We start from the raw sequence: 24,807 nt of genomic DNA on the forward strand, positions 1-24,807 counted from the left end.
ATTATGAATATACCTTGTAAAATATTGTTAGTAGATGATGACCGGGACGATCAGATGATTTTTAGGCATGCGATAAATGAAATTAATACCCAAATTGAATGTAATTGCTATGACAATGCCGAGCAGGGATTAAGGGCATTAAAAACAGATAATCAACATAAACCTGATTTTATCTTTTTAGATTTAAACCTGCCTTTTATGCACGGCTTTGAATTTTTGCAGCTTCTCAAAACTTCTGAAGACTTAAATGATATTCCCGTTATCATTTATTCAACTTCTTCGCGTGACTCAGATAAAATAAAAGCAAGAGAGTTAGGCGCCCTCAATTATTTAAGCAAACCAACTTCTTTTAATGAACTGAAGGTGAAAATAACTAATCTTTTAAATGAAGTGTATAACTGAAAAAAGGACTTTTCTACCTTTATTTGATTGTTAATAATACGGAGGTTTTAAAACCTACATTTATACGCTTTCATTTTGACTTTTCAGTTGCATTATTTCATTCATTGCCGCTTGCAATTGTAGCCGCGAGGAGGGTATAATTTTAGTAGCTATCGTCGAAATAATTATTCTTTTGGCCTTTTCAAACTCAAAACAATACACCTGGATAGTTGCAGGAATATTATTTGCCATATTATGGGCATCTGCATCAGCTGCAACAAAAATTGGTTTGGCAGATGCCCAGCCTTTGGTAATAGCGCAGGTAAGGTTTATGATTGCCGCCGTGGTGATGTTAGTTTTTTCTCATCTCATTAAAAGATATGCCCTGCCAACCGGTAAAGAGTGGAAATATCTAACTGTGTATGGCTTACTGAATATTACTGTTTATTTAGGATGTTATGTTGTGGCAATGCAACATGTTACTGCCGGCATAGGTTCATTGGCTGTAGCGACTAATCCGTTATTTATTAGTCTTATATCGGTTTTCTTTTTAAGGAAGAGGTTACAGCCAGCAACGGTGATCGCTATCATTTTAGGTACAGCCGGAGTCATGATCGCGTCGTGGCCTTTATTTAAACAGGCAACGGTGACAACAGCTGGATTACTGCTTTTATTATTTAGCATGTTGTCCTATTCTGCCGGCGCAATTTATTTTTCTACTAAAGAGTGGAATGGTTTGCATCTTTTTACTATTAATGGATGGCAAACATTAATAGGAGGAATGTTATTATTGCCGGTAACTCTAATTACGTATCACAATACTAATAATCATTTCACCCCGGGTTTTTGGCTAAGTGTGTTATGGTTAGCTGTGCCGGTATCTATTTTTGCTGTGCAAATATGGTTATGGCTATTGAGCACAAATGCAGTAAAAGCTGGATTGTGGCTTTTTCTATGCCCTGTCTTTGGCTTTGCTATCGCGGCCTGGTTAACACATGATGTTATCAGTAGCTATACAATTGCTGGTGTCGCTCTTGTATTGGCCGGGCTATTTTTGGCACAAAAAAGTTCAAAACAAAGTGCCGGTTCCTGATATCGAAAAAATATTTTTGCCTTCCGCAAGCGCTTTATTATTTAAAAAAAAGCTTGCTTTTTTTAAGGATGTATCATTTCAATACTTCCATCTGAATTATGTTTCAACTCCGTCACTTTTATATTTCTCAAGTAAGTTTTACCGGATAGTTCTGTATCATGATAGAAGATATACCATTTCCCTTTAAATTCAACTATAGAATGATGTGTTGTCCAGCCTTCTACAGGAGTCATGAAAACACCCTGGTAAGTAAACGGACCATAAGGGCTATCGCCAATTGCATATGCAAGAAAATGAGTGTTGCCGGTAGAATAAGAGAAGTAATACTTCCCATTGTATTTATGCATCCATCCACCTTCAAAAAATCTTTTGTCGTGGTCTTTCGTTAGTAGTGGTTTGCCATCTTTATCAACTATTGTCACATCCCTTACCGGCTCTGAAAAATGTAACATGTCTTTGCTCATTTTAACTACTTTGGCGCTTAATGCCGGTTCGTTATCCTTTCCATTATCAGTTTTAGAACCATTGGCATCGTATTTACCGGTACTCCATCTTTGCAGTTGGCCTCCCCAAATACCACCAAAATACATATACGAGTTGCCATCGGTATCTGTAAAAACTGCGGGGTCAATACTAAAGCTGCCCTCTATCGGTTTTGGCTGCGATTTAAAAGGGCCGGTTGGCGAAGAACTGGTAGCTACACCAATCCGGAATATGTCATTTTTATCTTTGACAGGAAAATACAAATAATAAGTACCGTTTTTATAAGCAGCATCGGGAGCCCACAATTGCCTTCCCGCCCATGAAATATCTTTAACGCTTAGCGCAACTCCGTGGTCTTTAACTTTTCCATTTATACTATCCATCGAAAGTATGTGATAATCCTTCATGTCAAAATGGTCCCCGTTATCATTTTCCTTTATACCTGATTCAATATCGTGCGACGGATAGATGTAAATTTTTCCGTTAAAAACATGAGCAGAAGGATCAGCGGTATAAATATGTGTTACTAACGGTTTTGATAAGTATTTTTTGGCGGTAGATTTATTATTTTGAGCTATTACCTTCGTTGTACCTGAGAAAACTGATACCAAAACAGTAGCAGATAAAATAATGAAAAACTTACTATATACAGATCTCGTCATTGTTTGTTATTTGAATTTATTCAGTCTTTTTTGTCTTTTTTACGCTAAAAATCTTTTCGGCTTTTTATACTTGTTTTACTTTTTATTTAAAGTAAAGTTGTTATTATCTCTTATAAATGCCTTTAAATTTCCAATATTAATTTTTTTTGAATAAACTCTGTCTTTTTTTTATAATTATTGACAAAAAAGATCTTAACTAGATGTATCTATTTTAAGGAATCTATTCGCGACAAAATATTTTATGACGGTAAGTGGTTTGCTAGTTATAAAAGGTTAAGGGTTGTAGCAGTAAAGGAATGAAGAGAAAATGTGTTTTTATAAATACTTCTTATTATTAACAATAACTCACTCCCGCTATGAATACGAAATCATAATAATCATAATTGAGATTAAAATATTTAGGTGCAACAATATCGGCCATTGTTAGCAAAAGAAAAAGCTTTTGTTTTATGTCATTAAAAGATTAAGCAACAAGCTGCATCGTTATGGTGAAGGAAATAGCCGCTTTTAATCTAGCTTCCCGAAAACGTGCAATTAAAAGCCTGCTGCAGCTAATAAAAAAAATTGCTTCAGAAAACCTATATACGGAGCATCAGGAGTTGGGGAAAAGAATACCTCACGACAGTTTAGTTATTTATGCGGCATTAGCCATCTGCATTCCTTTTTTCCGTCGCTGGCCCTTCGTGCCTGGTTTGGCAATCATCTCGCTTTCTATTTGTTTAATAAATACATCATTGTAATAGCGCCAAAGAATTTCGTTCAGCACTGCTTCTTCATCGTCCATGTGGTTGTAGTTAAGAAGCATGAATTCATTAAAGTTTTCACTTATTAATTCCATCACCGCTAATTTATTTTCTGCCCCCTGCATTTTATAAAACGATTTTATAAGGCTTTCAAGACTGAGAGACAGGTTGGCTATTTTATGGTGTTCACTGGTATAGCTATTCCACACCGATGGCTCATATTCAAAAATAAAAGGCAAAATATTAACAGTCTCATATTTTACCTGTTCATCACAAAGCTCAAGTACTTCCTCTACTTTGTATATCGCTTCCACTGCTGTTGCTATATTCCAGTCGCCATTTCTACTTAAGTAAATACAGGTCGATAACAAACACTCTTTTAGTGGCCTGTGTACCTGGTTAAAAATATTGTAACGCATGATTTGACATTTTAAAATTTAGAAGATCTGTTTTGGCTTTCCTTAACAAAAGAACAATACAAATATTCTTATCCCAATAGCACAAATATGTGGTTGGTACAAACGGCAGAATCAAGCCATAATGTTCACCTTTTGTAAGGAAGAATGGCGATGAATATTTTACATGTCTACAACAGATTGCTGCACTATTTTCACGCGGCGGTCGATAGAAAAAGCAGGTTTTTAAAACTTTTTTGAAACATAGCAATTTTCGGGTTGATACCTGCTATAGACATTTTTATTTTTGTATAGTCAAATTAAAAATCATAAAATGAAAGCGCAGGACGAAACTAACTTTAGCCGTATTGCAGTAGCGATTGAGTATATAAAAAGCAATTTCAAAACACAACCCGGTCTCGAAGAAGTAGCTGAAAAAATAAATGTAAGCCCGTTTCACTTTCAAAGAATGTTTACAGACTGGGCAGGTGTCAGTCCTAAAAAGTTTTTGCAATACATCACGGTGGAGCACGCAAAAAAGATGCTGAAAGAAAACAACGCTACCTTGTTTGATACAGCGTTCCAAACCGGGCTTTCCGGTACGGGTCGCCTTCACGACTTATTTATAAACATAGAAGGAATGACACCGGGTGAATATAAAAATGGTGGTGAGAACCTTTCCATCAATTATAGTTTTGCCGAAAGTCCTTTTGGAAATATTTTGGTAGCATCTACCAGCAAAGGTATTTGTCATATGGCTTTTGCAACTGGTGAAAAGGATGCATTACAGGAGTTAAAGACAAAATTTCCCAATGCGGTGTACAACCAAATAGTTGACCTGGCACAACAAAAATATATTATACATTTTTACGCACGATTGGAGCGAGCTTAACCAGGTTAAGTTACATTTAAAAGGGACAGAATTTCAATTAAAAGTTTGGGAAGCACTTTTAAAAATTCCAATGGGGCACTTAACTACATATGGAAACATTGCAAGGCAAATAGACCTGCCCAATGCTTCAAGAGCTGTAGGCACCGCGGTAGGTGATAACCCGGTAGCATTTTTAATTCCTTGTCACCGCGTCATTCAGTCAACTGGTGTCTTTGGTCAATATCATTGGGGAAGCATTCGTAAGGCAGCTATGATTGGGTGGGAAGCTGCTCATGCAGATGCTATTTCTAAAGTAAATTAAAATTATGGACCAAGCTTTATTACTACTATGAAACCGCGGTTGCGTCGCACTCTTGTGCTTTCTGTTCACCACTCAGCTTTAAAAAGCTATGAACACAAATGACAGCTTTTTCCATTTTTCTTAAAAACACTTCCTCAAAATCTATATCGAACGCTTTAAAACAATGAAAAATATAAAAGAAAAAATTTCTTCGATTAATTGGGAAAGTGTATCAGAAAATATGCATGAAAAAGGCTTTGCCGTAGTGCCTGAATTATTATTCTGAAAGTTGTAAAATGCTTATAGATAATTATAATGATCCTGATTTTTATCGCAAAAAATCATTATGGAACGTTATCGGTTTGGACTAGGTGAATATAAATATTTCGATTATCCATTACCAGGTTTAATACAAACAATCAAAGAAGAAATATATCCTAAACTTGCACCAATTGCAAATAAATGGATGAATGTTTTGCATATAGAAAAAGAATTTCCGTGTAAATTTGAAGAGTTGCAAAGGCTTTGTCACAACAATAATCAAACAAAGCCAACTGTGCTCATTTTAAAATATGGCAAGGGCGGGCATAACACTCTGCACCAGGATTTATACGGAGATATATTTTTCCCGATTCAAATGGTTTTATTTTTAAATGAACCTGCTGAAGATTATTTAGGCGGTGAATTTGTATTAATACAACAAACGCCGAGAGCGCAATCTAAAGCGATTGTTTTACAACCGCGAAAAGGAGATATGCTAATTTTTACAACAAATTTCAGACCTGTAAAAGGTAGCAAAGGATACTATCGGGCAAATATGAAACACGGGGTAAGTGAGGTACACGAAGGAGAACGTCATACCCTTGGAATTATTTTTCATGATGCCTTAAAGTAATACATGATCCATCATAATAACATTAGTAACACTGAATTGCGAAAACAAATTAGACAAAATTTTATTCGTTTTGGTGGAAACATGAAGCTTAAAATTTATGGCAAACTAAATTGCATATCCGGAAAAAGAATGCTGAAGCAAAACCGGGTCTTTTTCTGCACAGAAGCAGAAGCAATAAAGAATGGCTTTCGCCCATGTGGACATTGCATGAGGAGCGATTATAAAAAATGGAAAAATGGACTTGTTTAATACAGAGAGGATAACAAACTTATTACCGTATGACGGCGTAGTAAATTATTATGGAAAAGTGCTCGGTCAAAAAGAGGCGGATGATTACTTGGACTGCCTGTTACACACCATAAAGTGGAAAAATGATGAAGCCATTATCTTTGGAAAACACATTATTACCAAAAGAAAAGTGGCCTGGTATGGCGATACAGGTTATTCATATACTTACTCTAACACCACAAAACAGGCATTGGAATGGACTAGAGAATTGTTAGAACTCAAACAAATGGCAGAGGAACTTACGGAAAGCAAATTCAATTCATGCCTGCTTAATTTGTATCATAATGGAGATGAAGGTGTAGCATGGCACAGTGATGATGAAAAATCATTAGCAAGAAATGGGGCCATTGCTTCATTTAGTTTTGGCGCTGAAAGAAAATTTTCTTTCAGACATAAAAAGACAAAGGAACCCGTATCAGTTATTTTAGAACATGGAAGTCTGCTGGTAATGAAAGATGCAACACAAATAAACTGGCTGCACTGTTTGCCAAAATCGAAAAAAATAATGCTACCAAGAGTAAATCTCACTTTTAGAACAATGGTGACCTAGGTTTATTTTTCTACTACTATTTCTTTTGTTATTGATTTTTTTCCATTTCTGACAGTCAATAAATACACACCATTTTTCAAATCTCCTGCATTTATCTGTTCCATTTTATTATTGGTAATCGCAATGTTTCTTATTAGCCTGCCATTAATATCAGACAATGTAATTACATCGGAATTGAAATTATTTTTCACTAATACATAAAAAATATTTTTTGCCGGGTTGGGATAAATTGAAAACATCAACTCTTTATTAGGCCTCTCCTTTAAAACTATCTGTGTGTTATTTTGTTGTTTACTGGCAGTTGAAAAATAATTTACCACTAGCTGCGGTCTATTAGCTTCTGCTTCTCTTGAATTAAATTCAACGCGACTTACTGTTATATCACGATTGATAAGTTTAATCGTGACAAAATTCGCTCCTGCCTTTTTAAAGATTTTTATATACTTTGTAATATCCCAATCATAATATCTGAATGTAGTTCCGGCAACCGATGTAGTGGCAACAGTTGAAGTATCTTCAAGTGGATTGTTATTGCGTGTTATCGTAGTTTCAACCCAGTTATTGTCTGATACATTATGAACATCAATAGCTACAGAATCATCTTCTGTACTATTTAATGCTCCATATAAACGAAGTGTCGCAGAAGAAGCGTCAGGAGGAAAAGATGAAATATCGAACCTTAGATATATTTCCCGTTCGTAATAAGCTACATGGGATTTCTTTGAATATAAAACGGGACTGGAACCAAAATTTGTATTTGCAAATGTGCCTGCTCGTACAAAAGCATCAGCTACAGGTGTCAGTATTTCTTGTGTTGTTTTCGAAAAATTAGCTGTGTAAGCAACATCATTAACAGGAGTAGCAAATGTTTGTATTGTATCCCCTCCATTGTTCCAACCGCTAAATGTATAATCTCCCTGGTGCGTTATTACTCCAATTGTTCGTACCATTCCTTCAACACTGATAACAGTTACAGGTGCCGTAAAGGGTTGGCCATCCAATGTAACCAGCAAATTTTCAGGATTGGTTTGAATTGTTATAGTAGATTTTCTTGGCAGTATGTCGGTGAATGAAGTATCTGATGCGCCTTTTGAATCTGTCACTACTAAATATAAACGGTAAAAAACATTTGCCGAAGTTTCACCAATGTCAGGAATAGTGAATGAACCACGGGTTATTCCGGCTGGGATGGTCGGGCCAGGATGGGTATGAGCATCGTGGTAAAATAAGACGAACCATTTAAAATCAGAAGCTGGCAAAGAACCATCTTCCGGGTCTGTTCCGGCTCCTGAAAAACTTATTTTATTTCCCCCTGCGTATGTGGCTCCTTGTTTAGGTGTTTCTATCGTAGCCGTTGGCGTTTGATTAGAATCTGTAACTGTAAGTGTGGCATTGCTGCTTGTGTCTCTTCCTGCACGATTGCTAACGATAACAGAGTAAGTGCCAGCATCAGAGTAAGTTACAGATGAAATTTTATAAGAAGGGTTTGTAGCTCCTTTGATACTTACGCCATTTTTTCTCCATTGATAGAATAAAGAGTCAGCGCTACTAGCTTTTACATAAAAAACTGCGGTTTTTCCTTTTGATACGGTAATGCTTACAGGCTGTTCATCAATAACAGGTGCGTCGGAATTAGTGTATGTAATTTTATAAACAGCACTGGTGGTACGGCTAAGAAAATACAAATTTCCGTCATTACCTGTTGTAATACAGACAGCACTGCCTGGTATGGATGAAGCAAAATTTTCACGTTTTACAGTATTATTCTTAATGGAGATCGAATTGATCCACCTGCTGCAATAATCCAGGAAAAAATATTTTCCTACATAAGAAGATGGATAATTGGTTTTCGATGGATTGAAAAAAGTTCCTCCCGTTATCGCACACCCTACTTCACTTCCACTGCCATGAGCATAAGTGTACACCGGATTTGTATAATGTAAAGTAGAATCTTTTCCTTCTGCTAAAGGCCATCCATAATTTAATCCTCCTGTAGTACAATTATTTATCTCTTCCCACATATTTTGGCCAACATCATTTACAAATATTTTACCTGTCAGAGGCTGCACCGATAAGGTGAACGGATTTCTCAACCCATACGACCAAATTCTCCTGCGTTCTTCACTACCGGTTTTAAAAGGATTGCCGTCAGGAACAGTGCCATCAGCATTGATCCTAAGAATTTTACCGAGATAAGTGTCAAGGTTTTGTGCATTTGCGGAATTTGCATTATCCCCAATTCCTACATATAATTTCCCATCTTTTCCAAACTGTATACTTCCGCCGTTATGATTTGTTGCATTGCTTAAGGGACTAAGATTTAAAATTACAACTTCACTTCCCGGTACCACAACATCGCCATTTGCTGTAAAACGACTAATGCGATTATTGGCAGCAGAAGAAAGTGTATAATATAAGTATATATATTTATTGGTGTTAAAATCTGGATCAAAAGCAATCCCTAACAGACCACGTTCGCCCTTTGAGTTTACCTGTAAAGTAATAAAAGGTTTAGAGAGCAAACCGCCATTTTTAATAATTCTTAGTGCTCCGGTTTGTTCTGCAACAAAAAGGCGACCATCGGGGGCAAAAGCCATTACTGTAGGATTACTGATACCACTTGCAACCAGAATTTGGTTAAATCCTTTTGGTAGTTGTTGACTTATCGCAGGCAAGACTAGTATCAAAAAGAAAATAAATATTGAAATAGATATTTTAGCGAATGTTATAAAAAGCGTTTGATAAAATTTTTGCAAGAACTGTTGGAAAAGTATTAGCATATAGCTTTTTTTATTGAGATGTGATGCTTATTTAGTGGAAACAAAATCAAAGTTTGATGTGTCTATTTCCTCTTGCTCCTTTCACTTTCACAAAAGATGACATCTAAAAAATACTTTAAAAAATTACTTAAGAACATTCAACTTTAGACCAGCTGGAGTTTTATGTAGGTTAGTATTGTAAAGAAATTAAGCTTTTAAAAAGTTTCTCCCCGCCGAGCGCAACTACGCCTGATTATAACGACATCTATCTTAGCTAAAGTTAAATCAAATATTAGAAAAGTTATAATATTAATGTTTTTAATCCGGTATAATAAGCATAGGAACATGACCAGCTCATGTTTGTATTTCTTAATGTTGCAATGCGAAAGCTCATAGACTATGTTCTTTCTGCAGACTAACTTAAAACCTGCAATCAGCCTTTTCTGCAATTATTGATATTTTATAAACTCACTTGTTTAAACTCCGTCAGATGCCTGAAACTCGTTAAACTCATAATTCTATTGTAAGTACTTATGATTGTTTTGTAGCTTATCTTTATTATGTATGTTGAAAAAAATAGTGGAGGCCAAACTGGTATTATTTTTTTCAACTTCTTATGCAAGTAAAAACTGCACAAATCTTCTTAAAACATGATGAACCATTTAGAAAAAGAAAAGCAACTGGCGGCAAAAGAAGCTGTTAAGCTTATAAGCAATAATCAAATTGTAGGATTAGGAACCGGGTCTACCGCAATATATGCCGTGCAAGAAATAGGAAACCTGGTAAAACAGGGCTTTAATATTAAAGGCGTTGCCACATCAAATAAAACAAAAGAACTCGCTAAATCCCTGAATATACCGTTAATGGATATCAATGACGTAAATTTTATTGATATAACGATAGACGGAGCTGATGAATTTAACAGCGATCTGGTTTTGATAAAAGGAGGTGGGGGAGCTCTTTTGAAGGAAAAAATAGTTGCGTCTATGACTAATGTTGAAGTAATTATTGCTGACTCCTCAAAAAAAGTAGATACGTTAGGCTCATTTCCGCTCCCTATTGAAGTTGTACCGTTTGCTGCTAATTATGTTATCCGCGAACTGTTCCACATGAGCGGTTTTGGTAAAATAAGGATATCAAATAATCAACCTTTTATAACCGATGCCGGAAACTTCATTATAGATACTGATTTCGGCACCATTGCAGATCCTGTTTATATATCAGAAACCTTAAATAATATAGTAGGAATTGTTGCCCATGGATTGTTTATTAAGCTCGCAAATAAAGTAATAATGGGTGTTGGTGAAAGCAATACAACAGTTGTTTATCAATAATTATTAATCCTCGTCAGAAGATTCATTCGTTGTTCTTTCCTGATCATTTTTAAGAAAATTAATATGCTTTTGCGTGTTAGCATCTTGAGGAGATTGAAGTGAAGGATCGATGTCATCTGTTTTGTGTTTCATTTTCTCCTCCCTCATTTCTCTCCATTGTCGTTGGGTTGGGCTTTCTTCGTTCTCTGTGGCAGATGTACTGTCTCTGGTTTCTTCCTCTTCAGTATCAAGAAAATTGACATGCTTTTGCGTATTTGCATCTTGAGGAGACTGAAGTGAAAGATCTATATCGTCTTTTTTGTTTTTTATTCTCTCCTCCCTCATTTCTTTCCACTGTTGCTTTGCAGAGTTTTCTTCATCGCCCGCCGATGGATGACCGGTTTCTTTAGTATCAGGGAATTTAAGAGGTTTTCCTGTATTCTCATTTTCAGATGAAGGAACTGAGGGGTCTTGAATATTCATAACAAAGAGTTTATGCTAATACTTTTAATCCTACGATAGTAAAGTTAGAATGTCATGTAATTTAGTAAAACTTATTAAAAGGGTGAACAACTAATGTTTTTATTAGCGGGAAATTTTATCTTATGAACTGCAACTTAACATTGAGCATCCAGCCTTTTCAGCTGCCCATGATGGTCTTTTTGCATAAAATTGATCAAACTTAACTGAATAAGGTTCCTTTATAGCTTCCTGTAGTTTTACAAACAGCGTATTATCACCCTTTTCTACATCTTCAATAGCCTGGTGAAGCAAATAATTCCGTAAAACAAAACGTGGATTATTTTCCCGCATCCGTTTTATTGATTCCTTCCTGCTGATTGTATTTGATTGAATTCTTTCTGAATATGTTTTCATCAAATCAAAAAGTTTTTCAACTTCCCCATCAGATGGGGTTTCATAAAAACTTTCTTCAAAATGTTCAATTACAGCTTGTTCATTTTCTATTTCCCCGGGTAGGTCTATAAGCAGTTGGTAGAAAATTGTCATATCTGGCTTTATAACGCTAAGCACTTTTTCAAACTGCTCAACAAACTTCATGTCCTTTTCGCTTACTGCATCCAGTCCTAGTTTGTTTGCCATCATGGTATTATACCTGCTCCAGTAAAAATCATCGTATGACTCTAAACTTGCTATTAGTTTGTCGTTATCCTCTACAATCGGAGCAATAGCACCGGCAAGACACGCCAGGTTCCATTTGGCAACGGCGGCCTGTCTTCCAAAAGCATATCTTCTGCCTGGCAGGTCTGTAGTATTAGGAGTAAAGTTAGGATCATAATCATCAACAAATGAGTAAGGGCCATAATCAATCGTAAGACCAAGAATGGACATGTTGTCGGTATTCATAACACCATGAACAAAACCAACCCTTAACCACTCCACCATTAAACTTGCAGTGCGTTCAACTACTTCTGTAAACCAGGCCAAAATTTTATTATCGCCATTAATATGAGGATAGTATCTTTCAATCGTCCAGTCGATAAGCTTTCTTAAATTATTTATCTCACTTCTGGCAGCGGGCATTTCAAAATTGCCAAAACGCAAAAAGCTGGGGGCTACACGCATTACAATTGCTCCGGGTTCATACGCAGCGTTTCCATTGTAAAACATGTCACGCATTACCCGTTCTCCTGTACTTACCAGGCTTAGCGCCCTTGTGGTTGGAACCCGCAGGTAATGCATTGCCTCACTCATAAGATATTCTCTTAAAGAAGATCTTAAAACTGCTCTTCCATCAGCATTTCGGCTATAAGCAGTTCGTCCGGCGCCTTTTAACTGCAGTTCCCAAACTTTGCCCGTAGATGTTTGTAATTCTCCAAGTGTTATTGCTCTTCCATCGCCTAATTGGCCTGCCCAGTTTCCAAACTGGTGGCCCGCATAACATGCAGCGTACGGACGCATCGAAGGCGTCACCATCTTTCCGCCCAAAATATCTATGTCCGCTTGGTTTATTGGTCTCTGTATTTCCAGTTCTTTTGCCAGCTCATCACTCCACGCGATAAGTGTAACATCTTTTACCACTGTCGGTACAGCCCTGCTATAAAATACACCAGGAGTTTGTCGCGGAGTTATATTTCCACTTTCATCTCCATTAAAACCGTTGACAAAGTCATTCCTAAAATCAATTGAGCTTATGTTCTTCATAAATACTGGCTTAAATAGTTCCGTTCAAAGAAAATCTTGTAATCTAATTTATCGCAATTTCTTTGCCCATTTTATTTTAGCGATTTTAATTATTACAATTGACAACATTGACATGTTTTCCATACATCTTTTATAACTTATTGTTAAGACCCTCCTCTTTACTAATACGATACTACACAAAATCTACCTCTTTTGCCATTTGCAAATTTTACTTGTGCAACACGTTTTTCTTTTTTTATTTGGAACAGTTTTTTAATGACTATCAAGATACCTTTGCAGGGTCAATTATTGTTAACAGAAAAAACGCGTAAAAAATTAGTTATGTCAAACAGGACAATAAATAGCAAGAAAATAAAAAAGACATTGATTATTGAAGATGAAAGTGACATGTGCTTACTGTTGAACATTATGCTGAATGGTAAAGATGTGGAACTGGATCATGTAAAGAGCCTTGCCGCTGCAAAGGAGTATCTGGCAAAAGAAGATGCATCAGTTATTATTCTCGATAACAAACTTCCTGACGGATACGGCATTGATTTTATAAGTTATATCAAAAGTAATTATCCGGCTATAAAGATTATTATGATCTCTGGTTATGATGCTTCTGTGGAGGATGTGGCCCTTGATAATGGCGCCGATATCTTTTTGCAGAAACCTTTTACCAAAGACAAACTTTACCAGTCTATGATGGGATTGTTGAATTAGCAGCACAAGTAGCGCCAGGACAAATAAAAAAAGCCGCCAATGAGGTGGCTTTTTTTATTTAGCACCATATAAGCTATATTGAGCAAAGTAAACAAGCGATTGTAAAATTCATGTTCGCATTATTAAAAAAACTGGCTGTTTTATTGCTATCTCAAAGTTGTTGATTTGCAATAAAAAAGTTTAGAATCACAAGTAAGCTTAATTAACTTCGTAACGCTTTTATTATATCTTCTATTAAAATTTTATCAACTAACCATTGTTATGTCACAACAAAATTTACGTTTTGAAACATTACAGGTACATGCCGGCCAGGAGGTTGATCCTGTAACCAAATCGAGGGCTGTACCAATTTACCAGACTACCTCTTATGTTTTTGATAGTGCAGAACATGCAGCTAACTTGTTTGCACTGCAAGAGTTTGGAAACATTTATACACGCATCATGAACCCCACTACTGATGTGTTTGAAAAAAGAGTCGCCGCACTGGAAGGAGGTGTAGGTGCACTAGCTGTAGCTTCAGGCCAGTCGGCTCAATTTATTGCGCTACAAAATATTTTACAGCAGGGAGATAATATTGTGTCGTCTTCTTACCTGTACGGCGGAACCTATAACCAGTTTAAAGTAACCTTTAAGCGTTTAGGCTTCCAGGTAAAATTTGCAGATCTTGATAATCCTGCTGATTTTGAAGCTAAGATTGATGACCGCACACGCGGCATCTATGTTGAAACAATAGGGAACCCTGGTTTCAGTATTCCTGATTTTGAAAGACTGGCTGAGATAGCGCAGAAAAATAATATTCCCCTTATTGTTGATAATACCTTTGGCGCAGCAGGTTACTTATGCAGGCCAATTGATTTTGGCGCCAATGTAATTGTAGAGGCAGCTACCAAATGGATAGGCGGGCATGGAACCAGTATAGGCGGCATTATAGTTGACGGAGGTAATTTTAATTGGGGTAATGGCAAGTTTCCTTATTTCACAGAACCAGATGAAGCTTATCACTTCATGAAGTTTTGGGAAGTGTTTGGCAGCAATAGCTCTTTTGGTAATATTGCCTATATAATCAGGGCGAGAGTAACAGGCCTTCGAAGTCTAGGTCCTGCGTTAGGCCCTTTTAATTCATTCCTGTTTCTGCAAGGTCTTGAGACGTTAAGCCTGCGTGTGCAACGAACAGTAGACAACACAATGGAACTGGCCGAGTGGTTACAGAACCACCCACAAGTAGAGTATGTTAATTACCCTGGATTAAAAGGAAATAAATATCATGAACTGGGGAAAAAATATCTTCGAAACGGATTTGGAGGTGTATTGTCTTTTAAAATAAAAGGTGGAAATAAAACTGCTGATACATTTGTAAATAACCTGAAACTGATCAGTCACCTTGCTAATGTAGGGGATGCTAAAACACTTATCATACATCCGGCCACTACCACTCACCAACAACTGACAGAAGCCGAACAACGTTCTGCCGGTGTTGAGCCAGGATTGCTGCGTATATCTTTAGGCATAGAGCATATTGAAGACATAAAAGATGATATAGAAGCAGCATTTAAAGTGGCTCTAGGATAATCTGTAATTTCTACTTACAAAAAACTTTTGTAATTTATTGAAATAATTAAATAGCCCGTTCTTTTCTACCTGATGAGAACGGGCATTATTATATCAAAAGGATAATGCAATCAATCGCATTTTAACACCCTGTTTCGCCGGAGGAGAGCCTCTCTTAATATTTGCAATAGTATTAAGAATTATAGGTTAAAAATAATAGGAATGTCAAAAGGTTACCTGCTAAACCTCAACTTGTAGCTACAAAAAATTCTTAATTCATTTTTTATTTATACGAATTTTATAGGTTTCTGGTGGTACAATTTTTTATATCTTTTCCACTTACAAATACTCATTAAATTTTAAATTATTTTCTTGCTTATGAACGCACCTTCTATCCTGGGGATTAACAGAACACAAGACGGAACTATATCAATATTTGAGGGCGGTAAACATGTAATGTCTATACATAAAGAGCGGTTAACTAAAAGAAAGCATCATTGGGGAAGGTTGGGCGATATGAAGCTGTATAAAGAACGAATTCCGGCGGTTGACCGACCCTACGATCTTGTGGTCGAATGCTGGAGTGCAGATACGGAACGCGAAAAAAAGGAGCAGTATCACGAGGAGCTTAGAACTGTTTTAAACCTTAAACCTAATGCCCGCATCGTTGAGATTTCACACCATCTTTCTCACTTATATAGTTGTTACCCGCCAAGTGGTTTTGACACTTGTGCTGTTATGATTATTGATAGTGTTGGCAGTCCCGTAGAGCATATTAAGTACGACTACCCCGGTAAGGAAGGTAAGGAGAATTTATTTGAAGTTGCCTCCTATTATTATTGTCAAAATGGTGAGATAAAATGTATAAAAAAGCAATTACACGACCGCGATCCTGAGAACCCTCACGGGCTTGGCAATTTTTATTATAAGCTCACTGAATGTTTGTTTAAAGGTGAGGGTAATGAAGGTAAGGTAATGGGTCTTGCTGCTTACGGTAACTTAGATGCATTAGACTTACCGGATTTAATAGTGAAAGAAGGCGAAGTTTTCATACCCGAGGAATGGCAGGAAATGTTTAAGTGTACGGATTATAATTATAAAGACCAGAAAAAGACCTTTCAGGAAAAAGCAGATTTTGCAGCAAAAGGACAGGATGTTTTTGAGAAAGCATTGATAGAGATAGCAGCATGGCTGGCTGAAACAACAGGCACAAAAAATATAGCTTATGCAGGTGGCTGCGCCCTTAATTGTGTAGCTAATACAAAAGTTCTTGAGCAAGGTTATGATTTATTCATTCCACCGGCTCCGCATGACGGAGGTACTTCCGTGGGCTGTGCTATTTATGGTGCTGTAGAGTGTTTTAAAATTAAAAATGAATATCAATGGCGGTTTGATTATCTCGGCCCGGATGTAGATATACAGGAAGTGACGAAGCTCATTGATAATTATCCTGATTTGAAAATTGAAAAACCAGAAAATCTTATTGAGCTCTGTTCTGATCATCTGCGCTGGGGTAAGATATTGTGTGTTTTTCAAAGTAATAGTGAGTTTGGCCCCAGGGCATTGGGTAACCGCAGCATTGTTGCTGATACGAGGTATGCCGTAAATAAGTTCTGGATTAATGCATTTATTAAAGGTCGTGAATGGTTCCGTCCCATTGCACCATTTGTTTTAGAAGAAGATGTAAGTGAATATTTTAATTTTAAAGGAAGAACACCGTTTATGCTGTTCACTGCATTTTTACATGATAAGTATAAAGATAAGTTTCCTACGATAGAACATGTTGATCATAGTGCGAGAATACAAACCGTTAGTAAAGAAGATAATGAATTTATCTATGATCTTATAAAAAACTTCAAAGAAAAAACAGGCGTGGGCATTATTGCCAACACATCTTTCAACGGTAAAAATGAGACAATGGTAGAGACATTGACTGATGCAATAAATTGTTTCGTAAATAACGCAATTCATTACCTGGTGGTGCCGCCATATATTATTTCAAAAAAGAACGAGGTGAGTAATCCATTGCAATTGTCGAATGCAAAGGTTGCGGGGTAATTTTATTGAATTATAAAAAGTCTAAAGACACAAAGCTTCGCGGGGTAAATGTTTTTCCCTTAGCGTGACTTTGTGTCTTTAAGTGTTAATAGTAAAATTTGTAACAAGATCAGTTTTAACCAGAAATGAATAATCCTCCTAAAATATATATTCTTTCGCCTCATTTTGATGATGCTGCATACGGCCTTACAATTACAATTTCAAAACTGCTTAACCGTAAAGTACCTGTTACTCTTATTAATTGTTTTACGATTACAAAATGGACAGCACTTCCCGTTACTGATAAGGATGTAAAATCGGTCAGCCTGCTGCGGGCCATGGAAGATGTTGAATATAATAAACTTTTTAATTCTGCTATCAAAATCATTAATCTCGACCTGCTTGATGCACCTTTAAGAAATGGATATATTTTCCAGAATCAGCCATTTCAACAAAATGAACTGCAACTGGTAGACGAATTAGGGAAATTGTTGGAACAACATGTTGTTGGTGGAATATTACTTTGCCCGCTTGCTATTGGCAATCATATTGACCATGCTATCTGCCGCGAAGCGGTGATCAAACTGTACAAGAAGTTTAGTGTTATTTTTTTTGAAGACTTGCCCTATGCGCAAAGAATCGGTGAAGACCAGGTACGCCGGCACATTAAAGACCTGGAAGAAAAATTAGATGTAAAACTGAAAAGTTATACATGTGGTCTGCAAAACTGTACGATAGATAAAGGACACGCAATCAAGGTATATAAAAGCCAATTGAATGAGGAAATTCATTCGGAGATTCTTTCACGCATGAACGCAATGGAAGGTGAAAGGTTGTGGAGTGAAGATCTTGAGATCGAGAGGTGGGCAACGTTGTTAGAAAACGACTAGAGGCAGATTTGTTAATAATGATTATGGAATGAGTGGGAGAGGAGAGGCTACCAGATGACGATACGGTAATAGAGGAAATTCAAAAAGTATTTTGTAAATTTAAAGTGAAGGGAACTTAAGGTGTTACTATTTGTTGGAGTTGGATATTGATTTATATTGACTATAAGCCTTTCCTCTTTATCGTTAATAAATGCAGCAACAAGTTATATCATACCAAATAGCTGATAATATTGACGTAAAAACATTTAAAAATGTTTTTAAAGCTGAATTATATCATAGCGACCCAAGTGAGCTTTTTTATAAAATAGATACAGATCAATACGTTTATGTATTTAAGTATGGCGTGGTGTGCTTCTTGAATTGTGACCCTATTAAGATATCTGAATTTTTACTGCTGGTTTCAAATTATTGCAAAAACCCTTTTAGTGACAGCCTATCCGAAGAGTACCAAATTAAAACCAATGGAAATGAGAACAAAATCGCTTATAAGTATATAGAGATTATAGGCTCAGATATAGAAGTTTTACGTTTGATCATGTTGAATGTTTCCCAATCGGTGGCCCTCGATTATTATTCCGAAGAAACGACCAAGCTTTTGGAAGAAACCAATTTTCATACTCAGATATTAGCCACAAAGGGCAGGTTGGGCATAAGAGGATTGCGTCTGAAAAAATACATCGGAACATCGCTGTTGTTGAAGAACCGCATTGCTGAGAACTTGTACATATTCGACTCGCCTCCCGAGACATGGGAGGACGAAAATCTGAACAAAATTGATCTTGACCTGAAGCGCATGTTTGACTTGCAGGAACGGTCAAGAAACATTCATGATGGATTAAATATTATAAAAGACAACCTGGAACTTTTCAGGGCGCTTTTGCAATCCCGCCATAGCAACATTCTTGAGTGGATTGTTATTATTTTAATACTTGTAGAGGTACTGAATTTATTTGTTGAAAAATTATTGCATTAAACTTTACCGGTGATAGCATAAATAAAAACAGCAGCAAAAACAATTGCCCTACAGGTTAAGTGCAGTTCGAAATGTATTGCAATGAGCCTCCAGTATATGTCTTATATCAGTCGAATATCCTCCGCCCATACACACTACACAGGGTATGGAATGTTTTTTAATGAGAGAAAGCACTATTTCATCTCTTTGTTTGCAACCTTGTATAGTTACTTTCAGTTTTCCAAATTTGTCTGTTTCAAGAATATCAACACCTGATTGAAAAAAACAAAAATCAGGCTTTACGTGTCCAAAAAGTTTAGATAAAGTGTCTGATAAAATACTGAGGTAAGCGGCATCATTAATTCCATCAGCGAGCGGAATGTCAAGGTCAGATTTTTCTTTGTGAAAGGGATAATTGTGCCGGCCGTGCATGCTGAAAGTAAAAACGCCAGGTTCATTTTCAAAAAGCTTTGCAGTGCCATTTCCCTGGTGCACATCAAGGTCAACTACTATTATCTTTTTAGCAAGTTTTTTACGCAAAAGATAATTTGCCGCTACTGCCTGGTCATTCAGCAAACAAAATCCCTCTCCGCGGTCAGCAAAAGCATGGTGAGTGCCACCTGCCACATTTAAAGCTATACCGCTTTCAAATGCCCAATGACAACAATCGATTGTTCCCTGCGTAATAATTAGCTCCCTTAAAGTGAGCCCGGGAGATTGCGGAAAGCCAATTTTTCTTTGCTCAGATGCAGAAAGTGTTTGATGTAATAATTTGTCCAGGTATCCTTTTTCATGAGTCCATAATATAATCTCCTCGGTACAAGTCTGTGGAGTTATGAGATTTTCATTAGTAATGGTTCCTTCATGAAGTAACTGTTCCGGAATTAGTTCGTATTTAAGCATAGGAAACCGGTGCCCCTCAGGTAAAGGGTGAGCATATATTGGTGAGTAAGCTATTTTTATTGAACTGTTAATTATTGAACTGTTAAAAGGTTATTGAATGGATTATTAGATTTTCGTCGTTTTTTGTTTATTAGCAATTGATTGTAAAGAGTTGTTTAATGATTTTATTGTTAATAAAGGATCTGCTCCATTAAGTTCTGACAGTACAAGAGTGCGACGCAACAGAAGCATAACAGATGATTCTCTGCTGGCTAACCAAATCCTCCTCCTGTCTTCTTCAAATATCGATGATATAAATAATTGCTCTATATTTTAATAACAGCTGCGTTCTGGCTTTTTAATGGATTTGCTGGTATAATTGCAAAAACATTATCAGATGATTTTGGTTCAATGGATGCTCCGCCGGTAAACTTCGAAAATGCAGGAAGAACCGCGAAACTGTCAGTAAAATAATAACAGGGCAAAGAAAGACTTTGTTTTGCAAGGCCTTTGAGCAACACGCAGGGATGTATGTGACCGCTAAAGTAATAATTGATTTGAGGAGAAGGGGTACATGCATCGCTGATATCGTGAACAAAACAGAAGTTGGCAACATGTAAATGATTATCTGAAACTGAAATGTTTGCTTCGGAATACCATTCATTTTTTAAAATATCATGATTGCCCTTAACAAGTTGTATGTGAAGATGGCTGAAGTCGTTGCGCCATTTTTTAAAAAAGTCAAGTTCTTTGTTGACAACGCTATGAAAAAGGTCGCCGACAACAATTAATTGTTGTGGTTTGTACAACTGCAACTGATTTACCAGCCGCTGCATATCTTCTTTGTAAACGCTTTGAGGAACAGCAATCCCTGATTTACGAAAATGACCCGTTTTTCCAAAATGAAGATCTGAAATAATGAGTGATTTTTGCTCCTCCCAATATATACAACGGTCAGCAGAAAGCCACAATGTTTGCTGATTTAAAATAAACCTCTCAAATGCCTGCAATTATTTTCAATTTAAAGAACGGCAAAGATAGGGTAGGAATCAAGGTTATCAGGGGCAGAAAAATTTGATTTTTTTTAAAGGAAGAACTAGCTAACATACGACAATCGCGCAGAAAAGCGTAAATTTTATTCCGTCTATATGCTTATCTGTTTCAGTTACAAGCGGGCAGCTTAATTTTGAATATGAACTGGGAGACAATTTTTACAACACAAAGGGTAGGACAGGAAAAAGAATCAGCAGGTCCGCGCTCAGGTTTTCAGCGCGATTTTGACAGGTTAATATTTTCTTCTTCTTTCAGAAGGCTTCAAAATAAAACACAGGTATTTCCGCTGCCGGGCAGCACTTTTGTACATAACCGGCTTACTCACTCTCTTGAAGTAGCAAGCGTAGGCCGATCGCTCGGTAGCATGGCAGGCGAAAAGATCAGCCGTGAGATTGGCGATAAAAATGGAGACAGTTATGAGTTTTATAAGTATGAATTGGCAAATGTGATAGCGGCTGGCTGTCTGGCCCATGATATCGGGAATCCGGCATTCGGTCATTCGGGCGAAAAAGCCATTTCAGCATATTTTAATGATAATGCTCACGCTACTATTGACGGCACGGAACTTCAGTCCTTTTTTAATGAAAAGGAGTGGGCAGATATCTCGAATTTTGAAGGTAATGCCAATGCAATACGCATTCTTACACATACTTTTAAAGGCAGACTTGTGGGTGGATTAGGGTTAACATATACAACTATTGCCTCCATTTTAAAATATCCATGTGAAGCAACAGCTATTGATAAAAAGTTTAAGCATCGAAAAAAGTATGGTTTTTTTCAATCTGAGATAAATGCTGTTCACGCAATAGCCGGAAAGTTGGGTATGCAGCGAGAGGATTCTGACACAGTAATTTATCAAAGACATCCGTTTGTGTATCTTGTAGAAGCAGCAGATGATATTTGTTACAGCATAATTGATATGGAAGATGCAAACAGGCTTGGCATACTTTCTCACGAGGTAGTGAAGGATTCTTTTATGCATGTTATTAAATGTCTTGATGCAAGCAAGAAAGAAGAAAACCGCACGTTGGAAATCTATAAGAAAATAGGTGATATGAATGAGAAGATAAGTTATCTACGTGCAAAAGCGATTAACCTGTTGACAATGCGGGCAGCAGAAGTATTTTGTGATAACAGGCAAAAAATATTAGAAGGAACTTTTAATGACACTTTGGTTGATAACATTGAAGGCAGTTGTGGGGCCTTATCGGAGTTAATGAAAATATCGAACGAAAAGATCTATAATCATGATACTGTTCTTGAAATTGAAATAGCAGGTTACAACGTTATGGGGGAACTTCTCAGCCTTTTTGTGCCTGCATTACTTAGGAAGAGGCCCGGTCATAAAGACGAGAAAATTTTGAAGTTATTTCCGCTGCAGTTTACCGAATTTAGGGAAGCAGAATCGGCTTATAAAAAAGTTCTCAACGCTTTTGACCTGATATCTGGTATGACGGATTTGTATGCCACGGAAATGTACAGAAAGCTAAAAGGTGTTGAAATACCTCAACACCGGTAACGATTTTCGTAACTTAAACAATAGAAATTGTAAAACTATTCACCTCTCAGTTTTGCTTCTTCCGGATCGGGCAGGCTTCCGTTATGGCTTTCCTTTGCTCGTACATGCACAAGATCATCGAGGTCTTGTTCTTCATCTTGCTTATAGGCGGTACTCATATTGATTTTTGAAGATTCGTCTTCCTCCGGAGTTTTTAATGTGCCCTCCGCCGCTGTGCTTTTGTTTACGTTTTCCTCATTAACCGGTTTGTTTTGTTCCAGGTTTTTCTGCTGCATGTCTTTTTCAAGGTCGTTATTGCTCATTTCTGCCGGATTGTTATTGTCCATCTTTATAATTTTAAAATGTATTTATTGTAGATAAAGGCTAAATAATTATGCCGCCGTGTTGCTACTCAGGAATATTTAGAATCGTCTTCGCTAAATGTATCATTTTTTCATCTCCCGTGTATTTCCCTTTTTCATCAGATAACTTTACTACCGGTATCCATTCATCTCCTTCCGGAAAAGCCTCAACCATTTTTATTACAATATTCATAGGTTGCAGCCCGACATCATTTGTAAGATTAGTACCTATGCCAAAAGACATACCTATTTTGCCACGGCAATAATCTGCAATACGTGCTACCTTATCATAGTTAAGAGCATCTGAAAAAATAATTGTTTTTGACAATGGATCGATTCCCAGTTTCTGGTAATGTTTTATTGTTTGTTCAGCAAATTCAATAGCATCTCCACTATCGTGTCTTACACCATCAAATAATTTTGCAAACTTTTTATCAAACTGCTTGTAAAATACTTTGGTGGTGTAAGTGTCTGTCAAGGCAATTCCAAGGTCACCTTCATATACTTCGGTCCAGTGCTCAAGACCAAGCGAGTTAGCCATTTTAAAACCATATTGTGCAGCATGAAACATAAACCACTCGTGTGCATGAGTGCCAATAGGTTTAACATCATTCGTCATGGCGAGATGTACATTACTTGAGCCTACAAACGAATTTTCTCCGTATTCTTTTAAAGCTTGCACAACCAGTTGATGCACTTTGTAGGAATGTCTTCTTCGGGTTCCAAACTCTGCTACTGTGACACCCAGTTCAGCATACTTTTTTATCTTTTCTTTTGTAATCTGTATAACCTCTTTATCATTGTTTCGCAATTGCCCCTTCATCCCGTAAAACAGTTCTGACACAAGTGATAAAAGTGGAATTTCCCACAAAATTGTTCTGTACCAATAGCCTTCTATCGAAATGCTTAACCGTTCTCCATCCTGCTCAATGCTTACTTCATCGGGGTTGTAGCAGTAACCCTGTAAAAAATCAAGATAAGTTGGCGCAAGATAAGGGCATGTTATTCTAAGGTATTCCTTTTCTTCGATGGTCAATTTCAACTTACACATTGCCTCGACAGATTGTCGCAGCGCTTCTGCAAACCCAGGTGGAAACGCGTCTTTTCCACGGTTAATAAATTTATAACGTGCTTTTGCTTTAGGAAATAAACGTATTACAGCATGCTGCATTGTAAACTTGTAAAAATCATTATCGAGCAGCGAAGAAAATTGCACAAAGCCTTTATCCATATTATTATTTCAATGTTGCTATGCAATTTATATGCTATCATTTTAATTCGGCGATAAATAGAATTGTCTTTTTAAAAACGATAAGTATCAGTAACGATTTTTTTATATGAATTTAAAAAACAAACGTTTCGTGCTTCTAACTTAATTGTAGAAGCTAATTGGACAAAGTTGAAGAGCCTTAAAGATTTTGAATAAAAAACTAAATAATATCTTTTTATTGTTTAAATACTTTCAATAGAAGCCGGTATTGGCAGATATGTTTATTTAATAAGTCTTATATTAAAGGGGTATTTATACAATTTTCCTTCACTCGCCTTTATTGTAGCAATTATAACCAAAACAAGCGCTGCAATACCAACTATCCATGCTACCAACATTCCTATAATGGTAATTAAAAGTCCAATTACAATTATCATGACAGTAATCTGGAAATTTAGAGACTCTTTTGCATGAAATGTTACAAATTTTGATTCGTCTTTTTTTAGAAGATAAATGATCAATGGTGCAAGTATTGGCGCTACTAGTGTTAAGATGTGGGACAATATGGCTAATGTTTTTTCATCACTTGTAGGTATATAATCCGGTTGAATACCTTCCCCCAGGTAAGTATCATTTTCCATAAAGATTATTTTATTCTTTAAAGTAACTCAATACTTTTTATATTTCATAACTTTTGAGACGCTATTAATATAAAAGCGCTCTTTTTATATACATTTTATTTAATACACGTGTTCCTGGCAGTATTTTGTAAT

At 36.6% G+C, this 24,807-nt stretch carries 24 protein-coding genes; 14 read left to right on the plus strand and 10 right to left on the minus strand.

The genetic code is table 11. From position 1 onward, the window contains the following. Nucleotides 1-3 precede the first annotated feature (3 nt). Together B154_RS0113785 and B154_RS0113790 are read left to right on the plus strand one after the other, a co-directional pair. Complete coding sequence (locus B154_RS0113785; protein ID WP_018614841.1) at nt 4-402, plus strand: response regulator; 399 nt, start codon at nt 4-6, stop codon at nt 400-402. 172 nt (nt 403-574) lie between these two features. Then, nucleotides 575-1,474 carry a DMT family transporter gene (locus B154_RS0113790; protein WP_018614842.1) on the plus strand — a complete coding sequence of 300 codons (900 nt, stop codon included), beginning with the start codon at nt 575-577 and terminating at the stop codon, nt 1,472-1,474. 62 nt (nt 1,475-1,536) lie between these two features. Here the strand turns inward: B154_RS0113790 and B154_RS0113795 are convergent, their stop codons facing one another. Both B154_RS0113795 and B154_RS0113800 read right to left on the minus strand, forming a co-directional pair. After that, nucleotides 1,537-2,619 carry a glycoside hydrolase family 43 protein gene (locus tag B154_RS0113795; RefSeq protein ID WP_018614843.1) on the minus strand — a complete coding sequence of 361 codons (1,083 nt, stop codon included), beginning with the start codon at nt 2,617-2,619 and terminating at the stop codon, nt 1,537-1,539. A 634-nt stretch (nt 2,620-3,253) separates the two neighbouring features. Beyond that, on the minus strand, nt 3,254-3,781 hold the full coding sequence (locus B154_RS0113800) for a hemerythrin domain-containing protein (protein ID WP_020601312.1): 528 nt from the start codon (nt 3,779-3,781) through the stop codon (nt 3,254-3,256). A gap of 310 nt (nt 3,782-4,091) precedes the next feature. Between B154_RS0113800 and B154_RS33390 the strand changes: the two genes are divergently transcribed. From B154_RS33390 to B154_RS0113820, 5 genes are all read left to right on the plus strand, one after another. After that, nucleotides 4,092-4,649, plus strand: a complete 558-nt coding sequence (locus B154_RS33390) for a helix-turn-helix domain-containing protein (protein WP_245542602.1) — start codon at nt 4,092-4,094, stop codon at nt 4,647-4,649. Between the two features lie 70 nt (nt 4,650-4,719). Continuing rightward, nucleotides 4,720-4,950, plus strand: coding sequence for a methylated-DNA--[protein]-cysteine S-methyltransferase (locus tag B154_RS33395; protein ID WP_245542603.1), 231 nt, complete (start codon nt 4,720-4,722; stop codon nt 4,948-4,950). A gap of 325 nt (nt 4,951-5,275) precedes the next feature. Then, entirely contained in the window at nt 5,276-5,824 is a 549-nt protein-coding gene (locus B154_RS30175) for a 2OG-Fe(II) oxygenase (RefSeq protein ID WP_211217498.1), read from the plus strand. An 81-nt stretch (nt 5,825-5,905) separates the two neighbouring features. Continuing rightward, nucleotides 5,906-6,073: an Ada metal-binding domain-containing protein gene (locus B154_RS33400; protein ID WP_281166870.1), complete on the plus strand. Its 168-nt coding sequence runs from the start codon at nt 5,906-5,908 to the stop codon at nt 6,071-6,073. Next, nucleotides 6,060-6,662: an alpha-ketoglutarate-dependent dioxygenase AlkB family protein gene (locus B154_RS0113820; RefSeq protein WP_018614845.1), complete on the plus strand. Its 603-nt coding sequence runs from the start codon at nt 6,060-6,062 to the stop codon at nt 6,660-6,662. Before B154_RS33400 ends, B154_RS0113820 begins: the two co-directional genes overlap by 14 nt. Nucleotides 6,663-6,664: 2 nt before the next feature. Here the strand turns inward: B154_RS0113820 and B154_RS30745 are convergent, their stop codons facing one another. Next, the gene (locus B154_RS30745) at nt 6,665-9,442 is read right to left on the minus strand and encodes a PQQ-dependent sugar dehydrogenase (protein ID WP_018614846.1); all 2,778 of its coding nucleotides are present in this window, start codon (nt 9,440-9,442) and stop codon (nt 6,665-6,667) included. A 629-nt stretch (nt 9,443-10,071) separates the two neighbouring features. On the opposite strand from B154_RS30745, the gene rpiA reads away from it, so the two are divergent. Further along, the gene (gene rpiA / locus B154_RS0113830; protein ID WP_245542604.1) at nt 10,072-10,755 is read left to right on the plus strand and encodes a ribose-5-phosphate isomerase RpiA; all 684 of its coding nucleotides are present in this window, start codon (nt 10,072-10,074) and stop codon (nt 10,753-10,755) included. Between the two features lie 3 nt (nt 10,756-10,758). Here the strand turns inward: rpiA and B154_RS0113835 are convergent, their stop codons facing one another. Both B154_RS0113835 and B154_RS0113840 read right to left on the minus strand, forming a co-directional pair. Continuing rightward, the gene (locus B154_RS0113835) at nt 10,759-11,217 is read right to left on the minus strand and encodes a hypothetical protein (protein ID WP_018614848.1); all 459 of its coding nucleotides are present in this window, start codon (nt 11,215-11,217) and stop codon (nt 10,759-10,761) included. 120 nt (nt 11,218-11,337) lie between these two features. After that, complete coding sequence (locus B154_RS0113840; RefSeq protein ID WP_018614849.1) at nt 11,338-12,897, minus strand: protein adenylyltransferase SelO; 1,560 nt, start codon at nt 12,895-12,897, stop codon at nt 11,338-11,340. A 321-nt stretch (nt 12,898-13,218) separates the two neighbouring features. Here B154_RS0113840 and B154_RS30750 point away from each other — a divergent pair, with 321 nt between their 5' ends. From B154_RS30750 to B154_RS0113865, 5 genes are all read left to right on the plus strand, one after another. Then, entirely contained in the window at nt 13,219-13,602 is a 384-nt protein-coding gene (locus B154_RS30750) for a response regulator (protein ID WP_169337669.1), read from the plus strand. A gap of 261 nt (nt 13,603-13,863) precedes the next feature. Further along, nucleotides 13,864-15,171, plus strand: a complete 1,308-nt coding sequence (locus B154_RS0113850) for an O-acetylhomoserine aminocarboxypropyltransferase/cysteine synthase family protein (protein ID WP_018614851.1) — start codon at nt 13,864-13,866, stop codon at nt 15,169-15,171. 357 nt (nt 15,172-15,528) lie between these two features. Continuing rightward, nucleotides 15,529-17,208, plus strand: coding sequence for a carbamoyltransferase C-terminal domain-containing protein (locus B154_RS0113855; RefSeq protein ID WP_018614852.1), 1,680 nt, complete (start codon nt 15,529-15,531; stop codon nt 17,206-17,208). A gap of 125 nt (nt 17,209-17,333) precedes the next feature. Continuing rightward, the gene (locus B154_RS0113860) at nt 17,334-18,077 is read left to right on the plus strand and encodes a PIG-L deacetylase family protein (protein WP_018614853.1); all 744 of its coding nucleotides are present in this window, start codon (nt 17,334-17,336) and stop codon (nt 18,075-18,077) included. A gap of 190 nt (nt 18,078-18,267) precedes the next feature. Beyond that, a complete protein-coding gene (locus B154_RS0113865) occupies nt 18,268-19,050 on the plus strand; it encodes an RMD1 family protein (RefSeq protein WP_018614854.1) in 783 nt (260 codons plus the stop codon). 48 nt (nt 19,051-19,098) lie between these two features. On the opposite strand, the gene B154_RS0113870 is transcribed toward B154_RS0113865, so the two are convergent. Both B154_RS0113870 and pdeM read right to left on the minus strand, forming a co-directional pair. Further along, nucleotides 19,099-19,932, minus strand: a complete 834-nt coding sequence (locus B154_RS0113870; protein ID WP_018614855.1) for a histone deacetylase family protein — start codon at nt 19,930-19,932, stop codon at nt 19,099-19,101. A gap of 305 nt (nt 19,933-20,237) precedes the next feature. Beyond that, on the minus strand, nt 20,238-20,921 hold the full coding sequence (gene pdeM / locus B154_RS0113875; RefSeq protein WP_018614856.1) for a ligase-associated DNA damage response endonuclease PdeM: 684 nt from the start codon (nt 20,919-20,921) through the stop codon (nt 20,238-20,240). A gap of 182 nt (nt 20,922-21,103) precedes the next feature. Here pdeM and dgt point away from each other — a divergent pair, with 182 nt between their 5' ends. Continuing rightward, nucleotides 21,104-22,483 carry a dGTP triphosphohydrolase gene (gene dgt / locus B154_RS0113880; RefSeq protein WP_018614857.1) on the plus strand — a complete coding sequence of 460 codons (1,380 nt, stop codon included), beginning with the start codon at nt 21,104-21,106 and terminating at the stop codon, nt 22,481-22,483. 35 nt (nt 22,484-22,518) lie between these two features. Here the strand turns inward: dgt and B154_RS0113885 are convergent, their stop codons facing one another. The 3 genes from B154_RS0113885 to B154_RS0113895 all read right to left on the minus strand — a co-directional run bounded on the left by B154_RS0113885 (nt 22,519) and on the right by B154_RS0113895 (nt 24,675). Next, on the minus strand, nt 22,519-22,809 hold the full coding sequence (locus tag B154_RS0113885) for a hypothetical protein (RefSeq protein WP_018614858.1): 291 nt from the start codon (nt 22,807-22,809) through the stop codon (nt 22,519-22,521). Nucleotides 22,810-22,870: 61 nt separating this feature from the next. Next, on the minus strand, nt 22,871-24,055 hold the full coding sequence (pncB, locus tag B154_RS0113890) for a nicotinate phosphoribosyltransferase (protein ID WP_018614859.1): 1,185 nt from the start codon (nt 24,053-24,055) through the stop codon (nt 22,871-22,873). Nucleotides 24,056-24,315: 260 nt separating this feature from the next. Next, on the minus strand, nt 24,316-24,675 hold the full coding sequence (locus B154_RS0113895; protein WP_018614860.1) for a DUF4870 domain-containing protein: 360 nt from the start codon (nt 24,673-24,675) through the stop codon (nt 24,316-24,318). Nucleotides 24,676-24,807: the final 132 nt, after the last annotated feature.

Origin of the sequence: Segetibacter koreensis DSM 18137, assembly GCF_000374045.1 — a bacterium.
In the GTDB taxonomy this organism is placed as follows: Bacteria; Bacteroidota; Bacteroidia; order Chitinophagales; family Chitinophagaceae; genus Segetibacter; species Segetibacter koreensis.

What these genes read in the sequence shown, in the direction of transcription:
- B154_RS0113850 (WP_018614851.1), top strand. Translation starts at nt 13,864, where the DNA reads ATGTCACAACAAAATTTACGTTTTGAAACATTACAGGTACATGCCGGC.
- B154_RS0113785 (WP_018614841.1), top strand. Translation starts at nt 4, where the DNA reads ATGAATATACCTTGTAAAATATTGTTAGTAGATGATGACCGGGACGAT.
- B154_RS0113840 (WP_018614849.1), bottom strand. Translation starts at nt 12,897, where the DNA reads ATGAAGAACATAAGCTCAATTGATTTTAGGAATGACTTTGTCAACGGT.
- B154_RS0113870 (WP_018614855.1), bottom strand. Translation starts at nt 19,932, where the DNA reads ATGCTTAAATACGAACTAATTCCGGAACAGTTACTTCATGAAGGAACC.
- pncB (WP_018614859.1), bottom strand. Translation starts at nt 24,055, where the DNA reads ATGGATAAAGGCTTTGTGCAATTTTCTTCGCTGCTCGATAATGATTTT.
- B154_RS30745 (WP_018614846.1), bottom strand. Translation starts at nt 9,442, where the DNA reads ATGCTAATACTTTTCCAACAGTTCTTGCAAAAATTTTATCAAACGCTT.
- B154_RS33395 (WP_245542603.1), top strand. Translation starts at nt 4,720, where the DNA reads ATGGGGCACTTAACTACATATGGAAACATTGCAAGGCAAATAGACCTG.
- dgt (WP_018614857.1), top strand. Translation starts at nt 21,104, where the DNA reads ATGAACTGGGAGACAATTTTTACAACACAAAGGGTAGGACAGGAAAAA.
- B154_RS33390 (WP_245542602.1), top strand. Translation starts at nt 4,092, where the DNA reads ATGAAAGCGCAGGACGAAACTAACTTTAGCCGTATTGCAGTAGCGATT.
- rpiA (WP_245542604.1), top strand. Translation starts at nt 10,072, where the DNA reads ATGATGAACCATTTAGAAAAAGAAAAGCAACTGGCGGCAAAAGAAGCT.
- B154_RS0113885 (WP_018614858.1), bottom strand. Translation starts at nt 22,809, where the DNA reads ATGGACAATAACAATCCGGCAGAAATGAGCAATAACGACCTTGAAAAA.
- B154_RS0113855 (WP_018614852.1), top strand. Translation starts at nt 15,529, where the DNA reads ATGAACGCACCTTCTATCCTGGGGATTAACAGAACACAAGACGGAACT.
- B154_RS0113795 (WP_018614843.1), bottom strand. Translation starts at nt 2,619, where the DNA reads ATGACGAGATCTGTATATAGTAAGTTTTTCATTATTTTATCTGCTACT.
- B154_RS0113895 (WP_018614860.1), bottom strand. Translation starts at nt 24,675, where the DNA reads ATGGAAAATGATACTTACCTGGGGGAAGGTATTCAACCGGATTATATA.
- B154_RS0113865 (WP_018614854.1), top strand. Translation starts at nt 18,268, where the DNA reads ATGCAGCAACAAGTTATATCATACCAAATAGCTGATAATATTGACGTA.
- B154_RS0113860 (WP_018614853.1), top strand. Translation starts at nt 17,334, where the DNA reads ATGAATAATCCTCCTAAAATATATATTCTTTCGCCTCATTTTGATGAT.
- B154_RS0113820 (WP_018614845.1), top strand. Translation starts at nt 6,060, where the DNA reads ATGGACTTGTTTAATACAGAGAGGATAACAAACTTATTACCGTATGAC.
- B154_RS0113800 (WP_020601312.1), bottom strand. Translation starts at nt 3,781, where the DNA reads ATGCGTTACAATATTTTTAACCAGGTACACAGGCCACTAAAAGAGTGT.
- B154_RS30750 (WP_169337669.1), top strand. Translation starts at nt 13,219, where the DNA reads ATGTCAAACAGGACAATAAATAGCAAGAAAATAAAAAAGACATTGATT.
- B154_RS0113835 (WP_018614848.1), bottom strand. Translation starts at nt 11,217, where the DNA reads ATGAATATTCAAGACCCCTCAGTTCCTTCATCTGAAAATGAGAATACA.
- B154_RS33400 (WP_281166870.1), top strand. Translation starts at nt 5,906, where the DNA reads ATGAAGCTTAAAATTTATGGCAAACTAAATTGCATATCCGGAAAAAGA.
- B154_RS30175 (WP_211217498.1), top strand. Translation starts at nt 5,276, where the DNA reads ATGGAACGTTATCGGTTTGGACTAGGTGAATATAAATATTTCGATTAT.